17 protein-coding genes are annotated in these 17687 nt (G+C 73.9%); 3 read left to right on the forward strand and 14 right to left on the reverse strand.

The annotated features are described in order from the left end of the window. The first annotated feature begins 60 nt into the window (after positions 1-60). Entirely contained in the window at positions 61-255 is a 195-nt protein-coding gene (locus tag ACFVU3_RS18285) for a DUF1918 domain-containing protein (protein WP_390067250.1), read from the forward strand. A 120-nt stretch (positions 256-375) separates the two neighbouring features. On the opposite strand, the gene ACFVU3_RS18290 is transcribed toward ACFVU3_RS18285, so the two are convergent. Continuing rightward, positions 376-1626, reverse strand: coding sequence for a glycoside hydrolase family 10 protein (locus ACFVU3_RS18290; RefSeq protein ID WP_390067252.1), 1251 nt, complete (start codon positions 1624-1626; stop codon positions 376-378). Positions 1627-1823: 197 nt separating this feature from the next. On the opposite strand from ACFVU3_RS18290, the gene ACFVU3_RS18295 reads away from it, so the two are divergent. Then, entirely contained in the window at positions 1824-2684 is an 861-nt protein-coding gene (locus ACFVU3_RS18295) for a 3-hydroxybutyryl-CoA dehydrogenase (protein ID WP_390067254.1), read from the forward strand. Positions 2685-2774: 90 nt separating this feature from the next. Here the strand turns inward: ACFVU3_RS18295 and ACFVU3_RS18300 are convergent, their stop codons facing one another. From ACFVU3_RS18300 to infC, 10 genes are all read right to left on the reverse strand, one after another. Next, positions 2775-3305 carry an NUDIX hydrolase gene (locus tag ACFVU3_RS18300; RefSeq protein WP_390067256.1) on the reverse strand — a complete coding sequence of 177 codons (531 nt, stop codon included), beginning with the start codon at positions 3303-3305 and terminating at the stop codon, positions 2775-2777. Between the two features lie 62 nt (positions 3306-3367). Continuing rightward, positions 3368-4708 carry a transcriptional regulator gene (locus tag ACFVU3_RS18305; RefSeq protein ID WP_390067257.1) on the reverse strand — a complete coding sequence of 447 codons (1341 nt, stop codon included), beginning with the start codon at positions 4706-4708 and terminating at the stop codon, positions 3368-3370. 278 nt (positions 4709-4986) lie between these two features. Further along, positions 4987-6081, reverse strand: coding sequence for a PP2C family protein-serine/threonine phosphatase (locus ACFVU3_RS18310; RefSeq protein ID WP_390067258.1), 1095 nt, complete (start codon positions 6079-6081; stop codon positions 4987-4989). Positions 6082-6381: 300 nt separating this feature from the next. Then, on the reverse strand, positions 6382-8910 hold the full coding sequence (gene pheT / locus ACFVU3_RS18315) for a phenylalanine--tRNA ligase subunit beta (protein WP_390067260.1): 2529 nt from the start codon (positions 8908-8910) through the stop codon (positions 6382-6384). After that, positions 8910-10037, reverse strand: coding sequence for a phenylalanine--tRNA ligase subunit alpha (gene pheS, locus ACFVU3_RS18320; RefSeq protein ID WP_390067262.1), 1128 nt, complete (start codon positions 10035-10037; stop codon positions 8910-8912). The genes pheT and pheS overlap by 1 nt, the downstream gene beginning before the upstream one ends. A gap of 166 nt (positions 10038-10203) precedes the next feature. Next, on the reverse strand, positions 10204-11337 hold the full coding sequence (locus ACFVU3_RS18325) for an ATP-binding protein (RefSeq protein ID WP_390067264.1): 1134 nt from the start codon (positions 11335-11337) through the stop codon (positions 10204-10206). 134 nt (positions 11338-11471) lie between these two features. Further along, complete coding sequence (locus ACFVU3_RS18330) at positions 11472-12311, reverse strand: TrmH family RNA methyltransferase (protein WP_390067265.1); 840 nt, start codon at positions 12309-12311, stop codon at positions 11472-11474. 132 nt (positions 12312-12443) lie between these two features. After that, positions 12444-12830, reverse strand: a complete 387-nt coding sequence (gene rplT, locus ACFVU3_RS18335; RefSeq protein WP_030493496.1) for a 50S ribosomal protein L20 — start codon at positions 12828-12830, stop codon at positions 12444-12446. Between the two features lie 106 nt (positions 12831-12936). Continuing rightward, positions 12937-13131 (reverse strand): 50S ribosomal protein L35, encoded by a 195-nt coding sequence (gene rpmI / locus ACFVU3_RS18340; RefSeq protein ID WP_015032399.1) that lies wholly within the window; start codon positions 13129-13131, stop codon positions 12937-12939. Positions 13132-13256: 125 nt separating this feature from the next. Continuing rightward, entirely contained in the window at positions 13257-13958 is a 702-nt protein-coding gene (infC, locus tag ACFVU3_RS18345; RefSeq protein WP_390067268.1) for a translation initiation factor IF-3, read from the reverse strand. A gap of 304 nt (positions 13959-14262) precedes the next feature. Between infC and ACFVU3_RS18350 the strand changes: the two genes are divergently transcribed. Continuing rightward, complete coding sequence (locus tag ACFVU3_RS18350) at positions 14263-14652, forward strand: DUF1844 domain-containing protein (RefSeq protein ID WP_390067270.1); 390 nt, start codon at positions 14263-14265, stop codon at positions 14650-14652. Positions 14653-14668: 16 nt separating this feature from the next. On the opposite strand, the gene ACFVU3_RS18355 is transcribed toward ACFVU3_RS18350, so the two are convergent. From ACFVU3_RS18355 to ACFVU3_RS18365, 3 genes are all read right to left on the reverse strand, one after another. Further along, entirely contained in the window at positions 14669-15403 is a 735-nt protein-coding gene (locus ACFVU3_RS18355) for an SseB family protein (RefSeq protein ID WP_390067271.1), read from the reverse strand. A 46-nt stretch (positions 15404-15449) separates the two neighbouring features. Next, entirely contained in the window at positions 15450-16637 is a 1188-nt protein-coding gene (gene mycP / locus ACFVU3_RS18360; protein WP_390067289.1) for a type VII secretion-associated serine protease mycosin, read from the reverse strand. Between the two features lie 38 nt (positions 16638-16675). After that, a partial coding sequence (locus ACFVU3_RS18365) for a hypothetical protein (protein ID WP_390067272.1) occupies positions 16676-17687 on the reverse strand: 1012 nt, incomplete at its 5' end.

Raw genomic sequence — 17687 nt, forward strand, 5'->3', positions numbered from 1 at the left:
TGGCCGTGACCTGCGTCACAATGGCAGGCAGAGGTCCTACGCGCGCGAGGAGGTCCCGCGATGCAGGCGAGTGTGGGCGACAAGCTGCTGGTGCACGGCCGGACCGTAGGTCAGCACGACCGTACGGCCCAGGTCATCCAGGTGCTGGGGGAGAACGGCACTCCCCCGTACCGGGTCAAGTTCGACGACGACGGTCACGAGGCCCTGATGTCGCCCGGCCCCGACACCGTCGTCCGCCACCCCGGACAGCGCTAGGCGGGCCCGGCCGGACCCGGAGGAGACGGACCCGGGCGCGAGCCCGGCCGGACCCGGAGGAGTCGGCCGGGGCCGTTCCTTCCGGGTCGGCCCGGCAGGGTCCGGAGGAGACGGCCCGGTCTAGGCCCGGGGCGGCCGGACCCGGGTCGGATAGTGGTCGGCCACGGCGAGGGCGAAGGCACCGTTGCGGTCCTCCGCGACCTCCTTCGCCGCGAAGAAGCAGTGCCCCCCGACCTCCGGCCGCCCGGCGGCCAGCGCGAGGTGCCGCGACAGCTCCTCCGGGTCCTGCCACTCCTCGGGCTGGCCCTCGGCGCCCGCCTTGTAGAGCGCCTCGCCGATGTGGAGCCCGACGCCCGTCCCCCGCACCACATCGCTCCACCAGTCCAGGAGCGTGGTGTAGTCGGTGGCGGGATGACCGATGTGCCAGTAGAGCTGCGGCACCACGTGGTCGATCCAGCCCTCCCTGATCCACTTCCGGGTGTCCGCGTACAGGTGGTCGTACGTGGCCAGGCCGCCCCGGGTGTCGGAGCCCGCGGGGTCGTCGGCGAGGCTCCGCCACACCCCGAACGGACTGATGCCGAAGGCCACCCCCGGTCTGACCTCCTTGATCCGGGCGGACATCTCCGAGACGAGGAGATCGGTGTTGTTCCGCCGCCAGGCGGCGCGGTTGCGGAAGCCCCCGCCGTGGCGGGCGTACGACGCGTCGTCCGCGAAGCTCTCCCCCGCCACCGGGTACGGGTAGAAGTAGTCGTCCCAGTGGACCGCGTCGATGTCGTAGCGGCGCACCGCGTCGAGCATCGCGTCCTGGACGAAGCGCCGGACCTCGGGCAGCCCGGGGTCGTAGTACAGCTTCCCGCCGTAGGCCACGGTCCAGCCTGCGTGGCGCCGGGCCGGGTGGGAGGCGGTGAGCCGGGACGGGTCCGTGTGGTTCGCCACCCGGTACGGGTTGAACCAGGCGTGCAGCTCCAGGCCCCGCGCGTGGGCCTCCTCGACGGCCGTGCCCAGCGGGTCCCAGCCGGGGTCGCGGCCCTGCGTGCCGGTGAGGCACTGCGCCCAGGGCTCGTGAGGCGAAGGCCACAGGGCGTCGGCGGTGGGCCGCACCTGGAGGACGACCGCGTTGAGCCGGCGCCGCACCGCCCGGTCCAGGTGGGCCAGGAGCTCGGCCCGCTGCGCCGCGGCGGAGAGACCGGCGCGCGACGGCCAGTCCCGGTTGGCGACGGTCGCCACCCACACGCCCCGGAATCCGGCCGTCCCGGCCGCCCGTTCCGGCGTGCGCCTCCGGTCCCGTCCGCGTATCGAGGGGCGCTCGGCGGCGGCGCCGGAGTCACCCGCGCCGACGACACCGAATGCCGCTCCCGTGGCGGTCGTCACAAACCCTCTTCTCCCGATAGGCCGCACTTGTACCCCTCAGCTGTCGGATACGTCACACCCCCACGGACAGCATGCCCCCTCCGACCGATCGATCATCGCGCGAATCGGAGTAACGTCATGGGGTCGAGGCGTGCGCACCGGAATCACACGGGGGCCCGCCGCCAGAGAAGAGCGAAAGGCACGAGGTGACGGACTCCATGGCCGACATTGAGCGCGTCGGAGTGGTGGGCTGCGGCCAGATGGGCGCGGGCATCGCAGAGGTGTGTGCCCGGAGCGGCCTCGAGGTGAAGGTCGCCGAGACGACCGGCGAGGCGCTGGAGATCGGCCGCACCCGACTGCTGAACTCGCTGACCAAGGCCGCCGAACGCGGCAAGATCAGCGAGGAGGAGCGCGACTCGGCGCTCGCCCGCCTGAGCTTCACGACCGACCTGGGCGAGTTCGCCGACCGTGACCTCGTCATCGAGGCGGTCGTCGAGAACGAGCAGGTCAAGACCGAGATCTTCCAGGTGCTCGACCAGGTCCTGACCCGGCCCGACGCCATCCTGGCCTCGAACACCTCCTCCATCCCGCTGGTGAAGCTGGCCGTGGCGACCTCCCGCCCCGACCATGTCATCGGCATCCACTTCTTCAACCCGGCCCCGGTGCAGAAGCTGGTCGAGCTGATCCCCGCCCTCACCACCTCCGAGGGCACCATCAGCCGGGCGCAGGCGTTCGCCGAGAAGCTGCTCGGCAAGCACGCGATCCGCGCCCAGGACCGCTCCGGCTTCGTCGTCAACGCGCTGCTCGTGCCGTACCTGCTCTCCGCGATCCGGATGTTCGAGTCGGGCATCGCGAGCCGCGAGGACATCGACAACGGCATGGAGTACGGCTGCGCCCACCCGATGGGCCCGCTGAAGCTCTCGGACCTCATCGGCCTCGACACGATCGCCTCGATCGCCGACTCGATGTACTCCGAGTTCAAGGAGCCGCTGTACGCCGCTCCCCCGCTGCTCCAGCGGATGGTCGACGCGGGCCGGCTGGGCCGCAAGACGGGCTCCGGCTTCTACGTCTACCCCTGACGCCACGGCGTCCCACGATTGTCGCTCTCCGCGGCAGGAACGGCCCGTACCCCCGCACAGGTACGGGCCGTTCCGTCTGTCCCCGCCCGGTCAGCCGAGCCGCAGGTGGTGGAGCATCAGCAGCCCCGCCGCCATGTTCGCGGCCGGGATCTCGCCCCGGGCGATCAGCTCCGGGATCTCCTTCAGCGGCACCCAGGCGCGACGCGAGGACTCGAAGCCGTCGACCGGCGGGCCGGTCCAGGTGGCCCGGTCGGTCCAGTAGAGGTGGTGCCGGGCGTCGCTGAGCCCGTTGGAGGGCTCGACGGTGAGGAGGTGGCGCAGCGGCCCCGGCCGCCAGCCGGTCTCCTCCTCCATCTCGCGGGCGGCGGCGTCCTCGGGGGTCTCGCCGTCCTCGACGACGCCGGCGGCCAGCTCCCAGCCCCAGCTGTCGGTGATGAAGCGGTGGCGCCAGAGCATCAGAACCTCGTCGGCGTCGTTGACGACGGTCGCGACGGCGACGGGGCGGAGCCGGATCAGATAGTGGTCGAGGTGGCGGCCGTCCGGAAGTTCGACGTCCGCGAGGTTCACTCGGAACCAACGGTTCTCATAGACGGAGCGTTCACTCAGTTTCGTCCACTGCACGTTCTTGCCACCTTCCGACTGGTAGGCGCGTGTTCGGTGGCAATATCTGATCAGGTCCACGGTCAGAGCGGAACGCGCAACGCCCCGTCGATCAGCTCCGCCGCCTGCCGCGCGTCCCCCGCGTCGCTGGCCAGCAGGTGCTCCCGCGCCTGCAGCAGCCGGTCCCGCAGCCGCCGCGACTCCATCCCGCGCGCCCGCTCGGTCATCTCGACCGCCGTCCGCGCCGCCGAGTCCGCCTCGCCCTGCCGGAGTTCGACCTGGCAGAGCAGCGCCAGCCGGTGCACCCGGCCCCGGTCGTGCGAGGGCGTCCCCACCGCCCGCGCCGCGTGCTCGTACGCCCCCGCGAGATCACCCAGACCGAGGAGGGCCTCCGCCACCTGCACGTTGACGAGCCCCGGCTGCACGTACCCCGTCTCGGCCGGCTCCGCCGCCGGCGCGATCCGCTCCGCCGCCGCCTCGGCCCGCCGGATGCAGCCGAGCGCCGCCGTCCCGTCGCCGAGCCCGGCGTACGCCTTCGCCTGCATCGCCGTCAGATCGGCCGCCAGCGCCGGGGTGATGGTCCTGTCGGCGGCCCGCAGGGCGGCCTCCGCGAACGCCACCGCCTGCCGGAACTCCCCCAGCAGCAGCGACTGGTTGACCATCAGCGCGATCACATAGGCCCCGAACGCCCGGTCCCCGCTGGCCTTCGCCAGCCGCAGCGCCTGCTGGAAGTAGCGCTGCGCCAGCCCGTGCGCGTCGGCGTCGTAGGCGCAGATCCCGGCCACCGCCACCAGTCCCCCGGTGGCCCGGTGCAGCGAGCGCCCCAGGGCGTCGCTGTAGGAGCCGCGCAGCCGGGGCGCCGCCTCGGTGGTGAGGAAGCCGACGATCCGGGCGCGGGTCGCGATGCCGCCGGCCTTCCGGTACATCTGCTCGTAGTGCGAGCGGGCCGCGCTGAGCAGGGCGATGTCGGCCGCGTCCACCCGGGTCAGGCCGGTCCGGGAGACATCGGTGTCCTCCGGCGGGTTCTCCCACTCCCACACCGGCATCACCGCCGGCGTGCCGGTCACGGCCGGCGCGGACACCAGATACGGGCGCTGCTGCTCGTCCGAGCGCCACAGCGCGGTGGCCCGGTCGACGAAGCCGGCGAGCGGGGTGCCGGGCGCGGGCGGCCCGCCACCGGGCACGCCGAGCCCGATGTCGTCGAGGGTGACGGGCCTGCGCAGCCGGTCCGCCAGCACCTCGCAGATCAGGTCGGGCACCTGGCCGCGCGGCCGCTGCCCCTTCAACCACCGCGCCACGGCGGTGTGTTCGTAACGCAGGGCAAGTCCCCTGACCCGCCCGGCCCGGTTCACACGGTCGGCGAGCCCGGCGTTGGAGACGCCCGCCTCGTCCAGGAGGGCGTCGAGCAGGGTGTTGGGCTGCATGGCCCCTCCGGTCGCTCGGTGAACTCAGCGTAGCGGTGGCTGAATTCGCCCGGTGCGATTTCGCACGGGGTGTGAATGAAGTACCCGTTCTTCCGGTCCGCGCGCGCTGCCGCCGGCGGAGCCGTACCGATTGACTGGGCTCCTCGCCAGAAGGCGAGAGGCCGGGCCGCCGGCTCCCCCTCGTACAGTGCGGCCGCCCGGTCAGCGCCGCCCGCCCCGCCGATCTGCCCGACACTCCGTGGCGGGGCGGGCGGCGCCCGTACCCCCGGACCCTCCGCTCAGCAGTGGGTGGAGGGAGCGGGCCGGGGACGGCGCAGCCCGGGTTCGGCGGGCTGCGCCGGCACGCGGACGCGGTCGTCGCGGACGACGAGCAGCGCCACGTCGTCGTCGAGCCGGCCGCCGGTGTGCCGGAGCAGCGCCTCGTGCACCTGCCGGACGACGGCCCCGGGCGCACCGCCGGCGCTCCGGGCCAGCGCCGCCTCCAGGGCGAAGAACCGGCCACGGTGGTCCCGGGCCTCCTCCGCCCCGTCGGTGTGCAGCACCAGCGTCTCCCCGGGCAGCAGCCGGGCGGCGGTGTACGGGACGAGCACGGCGGGCAGCGGCAGGACGCCCAGCGGGGGCAGCGGCTCGCCCACCGGCAGCCGCTCCACCCGCGGGCCGAGCCGGTACGGGGCCGGGTGGCCGCAGTCGAGGACGGCGAGCCGCCCGTCGGCGCGGACCTCCAGGAGCAGCAGCGTCACGAACTCCTCGGCCACCGGATGCTCCGGCTCGCCCCCGCCGCGGGCCGGATGCTCGTCACGGGCCCGCTCCCTCAGATGCCGCTGGAGCGCCCGCTCCAGCCTCCGCAGCACCCCGCCCAGCTCCGGCTCGTCGTGGGCGGCCTCCCGGAAGCTCCCCAGCACCGCGACGACCGCGCCCAGGGCGGCCAGCCCGTGGCCCCGCACGTCCCCGACGACGATCCGCACCCCGTACGGCGTCGCCACCGCCTCGTACAGGTCGCCGCCCACCGAGGCGCCCCGGGTGGCCGACAACTGCCCGGCGGCCAGGGCGAGTCCGTCGAGCCGGGCGGGCGGCGGACGCAGCAGCACCCGCTGCGTCGCCTCGGCGACCTCCCGCACCCGCGCCAGCTCGCGCCGCAGCTGCCGGCGCACCCCGAGGACCAGCCCGGTGCCGACGGTCAGGAAGACGATGCTGGTGGCGATCCGCATCGGCAGCCCAGGCTGCCGGGCCAGCGGACACCCGAACTTCCAGGCCACCGCCACCGCGCCCCAGCCGACGGGGAGCGCGAGCGGGGCCGACCGGCGGAGCCGGGCCCTGAGGACGGTGCTCGCACGGCGCGAACGGAGGCGGTCGCCACGGCTGGTACGGATCATGTACGGCCCTTCCCGAGCCCCGACAGCGCCCGAAGGCCCTGCGGCACACAGGCCCGCCCCTGTGGCCGCGTCGATTCTGCCGAGCGTCCGGACCACGGGGGAACACCGCCCGGCGATCTCACCCGAAGGAGTGAGCGCCCTCGGCGCGCCGCCCTTCGCCGCCCCCGCGCCACGGGCACGGACTGCCGACGCTCGACGCCCCGTACGAGCGCGACCGGTCCCCGGCCGGGCCCGGAGACGGCGGAGGGCCGCCCCGGGAAAAGGATCCCGGGACGGCCCTCCGTGGCGTGCTCGCCGGTGTCAGGCGCCGCGCAGGACGGCGCCGGTGTGCTCGGCGGCCAGGGCGACCGCGGCGTCGCGGGCGGCGGTGGCCTCCTCGACGGTGAGGGTGCGGTCCTCGGCACGGAACTTCAGCGCGTACGCCAGGGACTTCTTGCCCTCGCCGACCTGGTCGCCGGTGTAGACGTCGAACAGGCGGATGGACTCCAGGAGTTCACCCGCGCCGACGGCCAGGTGGTGCTCGACCGCCGCGGACGGCACGTCCTGGTCGACGACCAGGGCGACGTCCTGGGTGGCGACCGGGAAGGCGGAGATGCGCGGGGCCTTGACCGGCCCCTCGCTCGCCTTCTCCAGGACGTCCAGGTCCAGCTCCATCGCGCAGGAGCGGGCCGGCAGGCCCAGCGCCTTGACGACGCGCGGGTGGAGCTCGCCGCCGTGGCCGGCGAGGGTCTTGACCCCGTCAATCACCACGTGGAAGGCGGCGCAGCGGCCCGGGTGCCACGGGGCGTGCTGGTCGGCGTCGATCAGCAGCTCCGCACCGGCCTCGGCGGCGATGGTGCGGGCGGCCTCGATCGCGTCGGCCCAGTCGGCCGGGCGGCCCTTGCCCCACCAGCCGGACTGCTCGCGGGCGCCGGCGAGGACGACGGCGGCGCGGCGCGGCTGCGCGGGCAGCGCGGCGTCGACGCCGGCGATCTCCTCGTCGGTGGGACGGCGGTCCACCGGCAGGCGGACCGCGACCTTGGCCTCGCCCTCCGGGCGGAAGACCAGGCCGGTCTCGAAGAGGGCCAGGTCGTGGCTGCCGCGGCTGTCGTTCCGGCGCAGCGCGGCGAGCAGGCCGGGGAGCAGCGTGGTGCGGAGCGCGGGCTCCTCGTCGGAGAGCGGGTTGACGAGGGTGACGACCTGGCGGCGGGCGTCGTCCGCGTCGAGGCCGAGCTGGTCGAGGGCCTGCTGCCCCATGAAGGGGTAGTTCAGCGCCTCGACGTAGCCGGCGCCGGCGAGGGCGCGGCCGACCCGGCGGTGGACGCGCTGGCGCTCGGTGAGACCGCGGCCGGCCGGGGGCTTCGGCAGGGTGGAGGGCAGGTTCTCGTAGCCCTCCAGCCGGATGACCTCCTCGGCGAGGTCGTTCGGCTCGTTGAGGTCGGGGCGCCACGACGGCACGGTGACGACGAGCTCGTCCTGGCCGTAGACGTCGCAGCCGACCTCCTGGAGGCGGCGGACGACGGTCTCGCGGCCGTACGCCACACCCGCGACCTTGTCGGGGTGGTTCGCCGGCATCGTGATGGTGCGGGGCGCCGACGGGGCGGCGATCTCGGTGACGCCGGCCTCGGCGGTGCCGCCCGCGAGCAGCACCAGCAGGTCCACCGTGCGCTGCGCGGCGGCGGCGGCGGCCTGCGGGTCCACACCGCGCTCGAAGCGCTTGGACGCCTCGGAGGACAGCTTGTGGCGGCGGGCCGTGCGGGCGATCGAGATGGCGTCGAAGTGCGCGGCCTCGACGACGACCTCGGTGGAGCCGGTGACGACACCGGTCTCCGGGTCGGTCACCGGGTCGGCGATCTCCGTGTGGGCGCCGCCCATGACGCCCGCGATGCCGATGGGGCCGCGGTTGTCGGTGATCACCAGGTCCGCGGCGTCGAGGACGCGCGCGGTGCCGTCGAGGGTGGTGATCTTCTCGCCGGCCTCGGCGCGGCGGACCCCGATGGGGCCGTCGAGCCGGGTGCGGTCGTAGGCGTGCAGCGGCTGGCCGAGCTCCAGCATCACGTAGTTGGTGATGTCGACGGCGAGCGAGATCGGGCGCATGCCGGCCTTCTGGAGGCGGCGCTGCAGCCAGATCGGCGACCGGGCCTCGGGGTCGAGCCCGACGACGGTGCGCGCGGTGAAGCGGTCGCAGCCGATCGGGTCCGTGACCTGGACCGGGTAGCCGTACGAGTTCGGCGCGGGCACGTCGAGGAGCGCTGGGTCGCGCAGCGGCAGCCCGTACGCGATGGCGGCCTCGCGGGCCACACCGCGCATCGAGAGGCAGTAGCCGCGGTCCGGGGTGACGGCGATGTCGAGGACCTCGTCGTACAGCTCCAGGAGGACGGTGGCGTCGATGCCGATCTCGTGCTCCGGCGGCAGGATGACGATCCCGTGGTTCGGGTCCTCGCCCATGCCCAGCTCCTCGCTGGAGCAGATCATGCCGCGCGAGACCTTGCCGTACGTCTTGCGCTCGGCGATGCGGAAGTCACCGGGGAGGACGGCGCCGGGCAGGGCCACGACGACCTTGTCGCCGACGGCGAAGTTCCGGGCGCCGCAGATGATCTCCTGGGGCTCGCCGGTGCCGTTGGCCTGGCCGACGTCGACGGTGCAGAAGCGGATGGGCTTCTTGAACTCCGTCAGCTCCTCGATGGTGAGGACCTTGCCGACCACCAGCGGGCCGGTGAGGCCGGCGCCGAGCCGCTCGACGGTCTCGACCTCGAGGCCGGCGGTGATGAGCTTGGCCTGGACGTCGCGGCCGGTCTCCGTCGCCGGCAGGTCGACGTACTCCCGCAGCCAAGAAAGCGGGACCCGCATCAGATCTCCATCCCGAACGGCCGGGTGAACCGGACGTCACCCTCGACCATGTCTCGCATGTCTTCCACGTTGTGCCGGAACATCAGCATCCGCTCGATGCCGAAGCCGAAGGCGAAGCCGCTGTACTTCTCCGGGTCGACGCCGCAGGCGATGAGCACCTTCGGGTTGACCATGCCGCAGCCGCCGAGCTCGATCCAGCCCTCGCTGCCGCAGGTGCGGCAGGGACGGTCGGGGTCGCCGACGGACTCGCCGCGGCAGACGTAGCAGAGCATGTCCATCTCGGCGGACGGCTCGGTGAACGGGAAGAAGTTCGGGCGGAGCCGGGTCTTCATGTCCGCGCCGAAGAGCGCCCGGACCATGTGGTCGAGGGTGCCCTTCAGGTCGGCCATGGTGAGGCCCTCGTCGACGGCGAGCAGCTCGATCTGGTGGAAGACCGGGGTGTGCGTGGCGTCGAGCTCGTCGGTGCGGTAGACGCGGCCGGGGCACACCACGTAGACCGGGGGCTCCCGGTCGATGAGGGTGCGGGCCTGGACCGGCGAGGTGTGGGTGCGGAGCACGACGCCGGACTCGTCGCCCGTGGTGCCCTCCGGACCCTGGACGAAGAAGGTGTCCTGCATCTGCCGCGCCGGGTGGTCCGGCACGAAGTTGAGGGCGTCGAAGTTGAACCACTCGGCCTCGACCTCGGGGCCCTCGGCGACCTCGTAGCCCATGGAGACGAAGACGTCGGCGACGCGCTCCATCAGCGTGGTCAGCGGGTGGCGGGCGCCGGCCGGGACGCGGTCGTACGGCAGGGTGACGTCGACGGCCTCCTCGACGAGGACGCGCGCGTCGCGCTCGGCCTCCAGCTCGGCCTGACGGGTGGCGAGCGCCTTGGAGACGACACCGCGGGCCTGGCCGACGAGCTTGCCGGCCGCGGCCTTGGCCTGCGGCGGCAGCGCGCCGATCTCGCGGTTGGCGAGGGCGAGCGGCGAGGTGCCGCCGGTGTGCGCCGTCTTGGCGTGCGCGAGCGCGTCGAGGTCGCCGGCGGCGGCGAAGGCGGCGAGCGCCTCGTCCCGCATGCGCTCGATCTCTTCCGGTTTCAAGGCTTCGACCTCGACCGGGTCGTACGACTTATTGGGTGCCGACATCTCTTCCCGTGCTTCCGTTGGGCGTGGCTGGGGCGACCCCGGTTCGACGACAGACGACAAGGGCGCAAACGTGCCAAAGGTCGAGTCTAACGGGGTGGGGACACGCGGATGAGCCCGTGGGGGCCCCGGTGGCTCTGGATCCCGTCAGGTCTCGGTGGGTGAGACGTCAGACGAGATGGGCCGGGGCGCCGACGGGCAGGATAAATCGGAACTCGGCGCCGCCGCGCGGGCCGCGTCCGACGGTGATGGTGCCGCCGTGGGCCTCGACGAGGCCCTTGACGATGTAGAGGCCGAGTCCGGTGCCGCCGCGCTTGCTGCCGCGCCAGAAGCGGGTGAAGACGCGGTTCATGGACTCCTCGGGGATGCCCGGGCCCTCGTCGCTCACGGTGACCTCCGTCCCCTCCTCGCCGGTGCCGTCGTCGCCCGCGGTGCGGGGCGCCACCTCGATGGTGACGGTTCCGGCGCCGTGGCGCACCGCGTTTTCCAGGAGGTTGCCGAGGATCTGGTCGATCTTGTCGGGATCGGCCCAGAGCGCGGGCAGTCCGGGCCGGGTCCGGACGAAGAAGCGGTCGGGGGCCTGGCCGCCGGTGGTGTGCACCTGGACGTGCCGGCCGATGGCGGCGGCGATGTCGACGGGCTGGCGGCGCACCTCCAGCCGGCCGGAGTCGATCCGGGAGATGTCGAGGAGTTCGGCGATGAGCCGTTTGATGCGGCCGGCGTCGGCGTCGACGGTCTCCAGCATGAGCCGCTTCTGCTCGTCGGTGAACCGCTCCCACTTGCTGAGGAGGGTGGCGGTGAAGCCCTTCACGGAGGTGAGCGGGGAGCGCAGTTCGTGGGCGACGGTGGCGATGAGCTCGGCGTGGCTGCGCTCGGAGCGGCGGCGGGCCTCGGTGCCCCGGAGCGAGACGACGACCCGGCGGACGGGTCCGGTGGGGTGCTCACGGACGTACCGGGCGGAGACGAGGACCTCGCGGCCGCCGGGCAGCAGCAGGTTCCGCTCGGGCTGGCCGCGCCGGGTGGCGAGGCCGCCGTACGGGTCGGTGAGGCTCCACCAGCGGTGGCCCTTGAGGTCCTCCAGGGGCAGCGCCTGGTCGAGCGGGCGGCCGAGCGCCTCGGGGGCGGGGACGGCGGTGATGCGGCTGGCGGCCGCGTTGAAACAGACGACGCGGCCGCTCTCGTCGGCGACGACGAGGCCGTCGGGCAGGTCGTCGGGGTCGATCCCGGGCCACGGCTCGGGCGCGCGCGCCCCGTCGGCGCGTCGCTGTGCGATCCGCGCGGGACTGTCCGTGCCGGCCGTCATCCCCGTCTCCCACCCCTCCGTGTACCGCAGTGGGCCCCCGAGTGCGTCACTCTACTGGGCGAGGGTGACCGGCGGGAGCCGGAAGGGCACACCGGGTGGCCGGATCGCGACGGCGGGGTACGGGGCCGGGGGCTTCAGGAGCTGTGGCGGGGCCGCTGGGCGCGGGCGGAGGCGTAGAGGCAGACCGCGGCGGCGGTGGCCAGATTGAGGCTCTCGGCCTTGCCGTGGATGGGGACGCGGACGACGGCGTCGGCGAGGGCCCGGGTCTCCTCGGGCAGCCCCCACGCCTCGTTGCCGAAGATCCAGGCGGTGGGACCGCCCATCGTGCCGGCGTCGAGTTCGTCGTCGAGGTCGTCCTGGCCGGCCCCGTCGGCGGCGAGGATGCGGACGCCCGCGCCCTGGAGGCCGGCGACGGCCTGCTCGACGGGGACGCCGACGGCGACGGGGAGATGGAAGAGGGAGCCGACGGAGGCGCGGACCGACTTCGGGTTGTACAGGTCGACGGAGGCGTCGGTGAGGATCACCGCGTCGGCGCCGGCGGCGTCGGCGCAGCGGAGCACGGTGCCGGCGTTCCCGGGGTCGCGGACGTGCGCGAGGACGGCGACGAGCCGGGGCTTCGCGGCGAGGATCTCGTCGAAGGGCGAGTCGAGGAAGCGGCAGACGCCGACGAGTCCCTGCGGGGTGACGGTCTGGGAGACCTCGGCGAGGACGGCGTCGGAGGCGTGGTGGACGCGGGCGCCGGCGGCGCGGGCGGCCTCGACGATGGGCGCGTACCGCTCGGCGGCCTCGACGGTGGTGAAGAGCTCGACGAGGGTGGGGGCGCCGTCCGGGCCCCGGTGCGCGACGGCCTCGCGGACGGCCTGGGGACCCTCGGCGAGGAAGAGGCGGTCCTTGCCCCGGAAGTTGCGCTTGGCGAGCCGCCGGGCGGCGACGACGCGCGGGGAACGCGGGGAGATCAGCTCGGGGGTGGACATGTGCCTGGGGCTCTCTGTCTCGTCGGGGTCGACGGCGTACGGGGACGGCGGCGAAGCGGAGGGGCGGTCAACGCGCCGGACCCGCAGGCGCGTGGCCTGCGGGTCCGGGCAGAAGTACTGCGGCCTGGAAGATCAGGCGGCGGCCTTCGGGGCGTTGACGTCGGCCGGGAGGGCCTTCTGCGCGACCTCGACCAGCGCGGCGAACGCGTTGATGTCGTTGACGGCCAGCTCGGCGAGGATCTTGCGGTCCACCTCGATGTTGGCGGCCTTCAGACCCTGGATGAGGCGGTTGTACGTCATGCCGTTCTGGCGGGCAGCGGCGTTGATGCGCTGGATCCACAGCTGACGGAAGTCGCCCTTGCGCTTCTTGCGGTCGTTGTAGTTGTAGACCAGCGAGTGGGTGACCTGCTCCTTGGCCTTGCGGTACAGGCGCGAACGCTGACCGCGGTAGCCGGAAGCCTGCTCGAGAATCGCCCGGCGCTTCTTGTGGGCGTTGACTGCCCGCTTGACGCGTGCCACTTCTTACTCCTTGTAGCGGGGCCGTGGTGTGTTCACACGACCCGGAAAACGGATGGGTCCCGGTCTTGGCCGGATGCCCTCGACGTCCGAGGGCGGGAGATCAAGCTCAGATGCCCAGCATCTTCTTGATCTTGGCGGCGTCACCCGGGGCCATCTCGGCGTTGCCGGTGAGGCGACGCGTCAGCTTGGACGACTTGTGCTCGAGCAGGTGGCGCTTGCCGGCGCGCTCGCGCAGGATCTTGCCGGAGCCGGTGACCTTGAAGCGCTTCTTGGCACCGGAGTGCGTCTTGTTCTTCGGCATAGCGCCGTTATCTCCTCGTCAGTGGCGCTCCCCCGGTGCGGACACCGGCGAACCGGGAGCGTCAATTCTTCGATGGGTGGTACCGGGCGGGACCGGGGGGCTGCCCCAGGGGCAGCCCCGTCGGATCACGCCTCGGCGTTCTCGGCCGACGTGTCGGCCGAAGCCTCCTCGGCACCGGCCTCCGGAGCGGCCTCGGGCGCGATGCCCTGGCGCTCCGCCTTGCGCGCGGCCTGAGCCTCGCGCGCCTCGGCCATGGCCTCGGTCTTCTTCTTGTGCGGGCCCAGAACCATGATCATGTTCCGGCCGTCCTGCTTCGGGTTGGACTCGATGAAGCCAAGCTCCTGGACGTCCTCGGCGAGGCGCTGCAGGAGGCGGTAACCGAGCTCGGGCCGGGACTGCTCACGACCACGGAACATGATCGTGATCTTGACCTTGTCGCCCTGCTTGAGGAAGCGGACGACGTGGCCCTTCTTGGTGTCGTAGTCGTGCGGGTCGATCTTCGGCCGGAGCTTCATCTCCTTGATGACCGTGTGCGCCTGGTTCTTGCGCGCCTCACGGGCCTTCATGGCCGACTCGTACTTGAACTTCCCGTAGTCCATGAGCTTGCACACGGGCGGACGGGCGTTCGCCGCGACCTCGACAAGATCGAGGTCGTACTCCTGCGCGAGCTCCAGGGCCTTGGCAAGGGGGACGATGCCCACCTGCTCGCCGCTGGGGCCGACAAGACGCACCTCGGGAACGCGAATCCGCTCGTTGATGCGGGGCTCGGCGCTGATGGATCCTCCTCGGTAGCACCACGCGACCGCCTTGGCGGACGGACACGTCACGTCAAATCACTGAGACCAACCGAGTGGGCACACAAAAAATGCCCCGACGGGACACAGGCGGGGCTCCAACGCAAACCGGAGCACCACCACGGTCAACCGCGGGGCGCAATATCGGGCGGCTCCATCGTCCGTACGGAACGATGGTCACCACCTGACCGGTGACCCGCCGCCCGTGAGGGCGGTCAGGTGGGAGATCGGAGCCTCCACTTGTGGGCCGGGCACACAGGTGTCCGGCCGGTCGTTACACAAGGTTAGCAGGACCCGGCGGTCGGCGCGAACCGCCGGCCCGCTTATCGTGTGGGGCATGAGCGAGACCCCCCAGAACGAGCCCACGACCACCCCCGGCCCCTCCGCCGACAACCCCGACTTCGAGGCCCTGACCCGCGACATCGCGGAGGTTCCGGCGGTCGAGGTGATCGTGACCGTCGCCGTCAACCTGATGAGCGCCGCCGCGGTCAAGCTCGGCCTCACCGAGGAGGGCGACGCGCACAAGGACCTCGACGAGGCGCGCAAGCTGATCCACGCGCTCGCGGGCCTCCTCGACGCGAGCACGACGGAGATCTCGTCCTTCCACGCGGCCCCGCTGCGGGACGGCCTGAAGTCCCTCCAGCTCGCCTTCCGCGAGGCGTCCTTCGTCCCGGACGAGCCGGGCCAGGGCCCGGGCGAGAAGTACACGGGCCGGGTCTTCGGCTAGAGCGGGACCGCTCGGATCAGTTCTTGACGTAGAAGGGCTCGCCGGGAGGCGTGGCCGAGGCCGGCAGGAGTGCCAGGTCGAGGCCGCGCACCAGGCGGGCCCTCAGTGTTTCGTCGGCGGCGAGGGCACGGGCGACGCGCTGGGCGGCCTCGGCGGGGGCGGTGTCCTCGGCGAGGACCAGGGCGAGGGTGCCGTCGGCGGCGCCCGGGCCGAGGTGGGCGCGGAGGACGGCGGGCTCGGCGGCGACCGCGGCGCGGACCGCGTCCCGTACCGCCGGGTCGTCGAGGGGGTCGGTGCTGGTGCGGCCCTCGGCGAGGGCGAGCAGGGCGGAGCCGCTCACCTGGTACGGCACCGGGCCCGCCATGTCGAGGACGAGGGTGTCGGCCTTCTCGTGGACGAGCGCGGCGAGCGCCTGCTGGAGCGGAACGGCGACGGGCCGGGCGGCCGGGTCCCACAGGGCGAGCGAGGCGATCGAGGTGAAGGCGGGGAGGCCGCGCCGGTCGCCGGCGGTCAGCGTCGGCACCGCCATGTCGCTGGTCTTCTCCTGCTTCAGCCCGGTCACCGGGTCGATCTCCACCTCGCCGAGGACGGCGACGACGGGGACGAGGAGCCGGGCGCCGCGCAGCGCCTCCAGGACGGGGCCGTGGGCGGTTCTGTCCTCCGCCCAGGCCGCGAGGGCCGCGGCGAGCGCCGGGTCGGCGGTGCCGTCGTCGTCGGAGAAACCGGGGTCCGGAATGTTCTTGAGCTCCACGCCCCGAGCCTAACCGGCCGGGTCCCGGGCTCGGCCCGCCGGGCCGTCAGCGGGCGCGGCCGGCCCGGTGGAGGACGAGGGCGGCCAGCAGCAGGAGGGCGCCGAGGCCGCCGGCGAGGGGGGCGAGGAGGCCGGGGACGGTGTCCTCCTCGGCGGCGGGCAGGGGGCCGGGGCCGAAGTACTGGCCGCGGTGGCCGGCGGTGGCGTTCTTCGGGTCGCCGCCCTTCAGCGCGGCACCGGCCTCGATGGCGGCGGCCGCGTCGACGGTGCCGTACCCCTTGGCGTCGCTGCGGCCGCCCTCGGGCCGGTCGCGGGCGGTGTCGACGAGGAGCTTCTTGACCTGGGCGGGGGTCAGGTCGGGGTGGGCGGAGCGGACGAGCGCGACGGCGCCGGAGACGAACGCGGCGGCGGCGCTGGTCCCCCAGCCCTCGTAGTACTTCTGGTCGGGGTCGGCGATGACGATGTCGACGCCGGGGGCGCTGACCGTGGCGTACCAGCGGCGGGTGGAGAAGGAGGCGCGGGTGCCGAAGCGGTCGACGGCGGTGACCGCGATGACGCCGGGGTAGGCGGCCGGGTAGGAGACGTGGTCGCCCTTCTCGCCGCCGTTGCCGGCCGAGGCGACGACGGAGACGCCCTTGCCGAGGGCGTACTGGACGGCGGCGTCCTCGCCGGGGTCGGGGTGGGCGGACTTCGAGTCGTCGCCGAGGGAGAGGTTGATGACGTCGGCGCCGTGGTCGGCGGCCCAGCGGATGCCCTGGGCGAGGGCGGTGCCGCGGGTCTTGCGGGCCTTGTCGCGGGCCTTGTCCTTGCCTTCGAGGATGACCCGGACGGGGAGGATGCGGGCGCCGGGGGCGATGCCGAGGACGCCGCTGTCGTCGGCCCAGCCGTGGCCGTGCCCGGCGATGATGCCGGCCATGGCGGTGCCGTGCCGGGCCCAGGTGGCGTCGCCCTTCGAGGCGCCGAAGCCGATGAGGTCGTGGCCGGGCAGGACGGAACCGGCGAGGTCGGGGTGGTCCGCGTCGACGCCGGTGTCGAGGACGGCGACGGTGATGCCCTCGCCCTTGGTGGTGCGCCACGCCTCGTCGGCGCGGAGGGTCTCGTGGCCCCACTGACGGTCACGGATGGCGTCGGCGTGCGCGGGCGCGGCGGCCGGGAGCACGGAGAACGCGGCGGCGAGCAGGACCGCGGCGGGCACGACAACCGCCGCGCGGACGCGGGTACGGGGCGGGGTCACGCGGGTGCCGGGAGGGGTCACGCGGGTACGGGGCGGGGTCACCGCTGTTCCTCTTCCTTCGCCGCGTCCAGGGCGGTGGTGCGGAGCTGCTTCTCCAGCCGCTCGGCGATGCCGAGGGCCTCGTGGCCCAGGCCGGACTGGGCCACGGCGTCCGTGCGGCCCTTCTTCATGGCCTGGTCGGCCGGGACCGCGCGGTCGACGGCGCGGCCGTCGGCGAAGCCGGAGACGGCGGTGACGACGACGGGCAGGTCGGCGGGGGCGGTCACCCACCAGCCGGCGCGCTGGGCCGGGCCGAAGCCGGCGGCGACGGTGCCGGGGCCGGCGAGCGCGGGCGGCACGTCCTGGCCGAGGCGGGTCGCGAGCCTGCGGCCGTCGAGGGCGCGCTGGGCGGAGACGTCGGCGCGGGTGAAGACGAGGCCGACGGTGAGGACGCTGCTGGCGGTGGCGTCCGTGTACGTGGCGCGCAGCACGCGCTCGCAGCCGAGCGGGCGCAGGGCGGCGAGCAGCCGGGAGGCGACGGAGGCGGGGGCGCACGGGGCGTCGGGCGCGACGACGACCCGGGTCCAGGTGCGCGCGGAGGGGCCGGGGCCGGCCTGGGGGGCGGTGAGGGTGCGGGGGAAGAGGGTGTCGACGGGGGCGTTGTGCCAGAGCTCCTTGGCGACGGCGTACCCGGCGGGTTCGGCGGGCTTCCCGCCGCCGGAGGCCGCCAGCCACACGCCGGCGAGGGCGCCGCCGACGAGGCCGGTCCCGAGGACGAGGCAGGCGCCGACGGCCAGGGCCCGGCCCCGCCGCCGCTCCCGTATCGGCCGCAGCCGGGTGGTCGTCTCGACCGGCGTCTCGTCCGTCCCGTACGCCGGAACCCGCACGGGCCGCAGCCGCGTGGTGGTCTCGACCGGCACGGCGGCCGCGTCGTGCGGGACGCGGGTTGGCGGCAGCGGCGCGGATCCGGCGGGCCGCGGGACGGCGGCCGGACGCGGCGGGGCCGCCGGCCGGGCGGGCGGGACGGTGCCCGGAGCGGCCTCCGGGGGCAGCGGCGCCGCACCGGCCGGG

It is taken from the genome of Streptomyces sp. NPDC058052 (assembly GCF_042885515.1).
Lineage (GTDB): Bacteria > Actinomycetota > Actinomycetes > Streptomycetales > Streptomycetaceae > Streptomyces.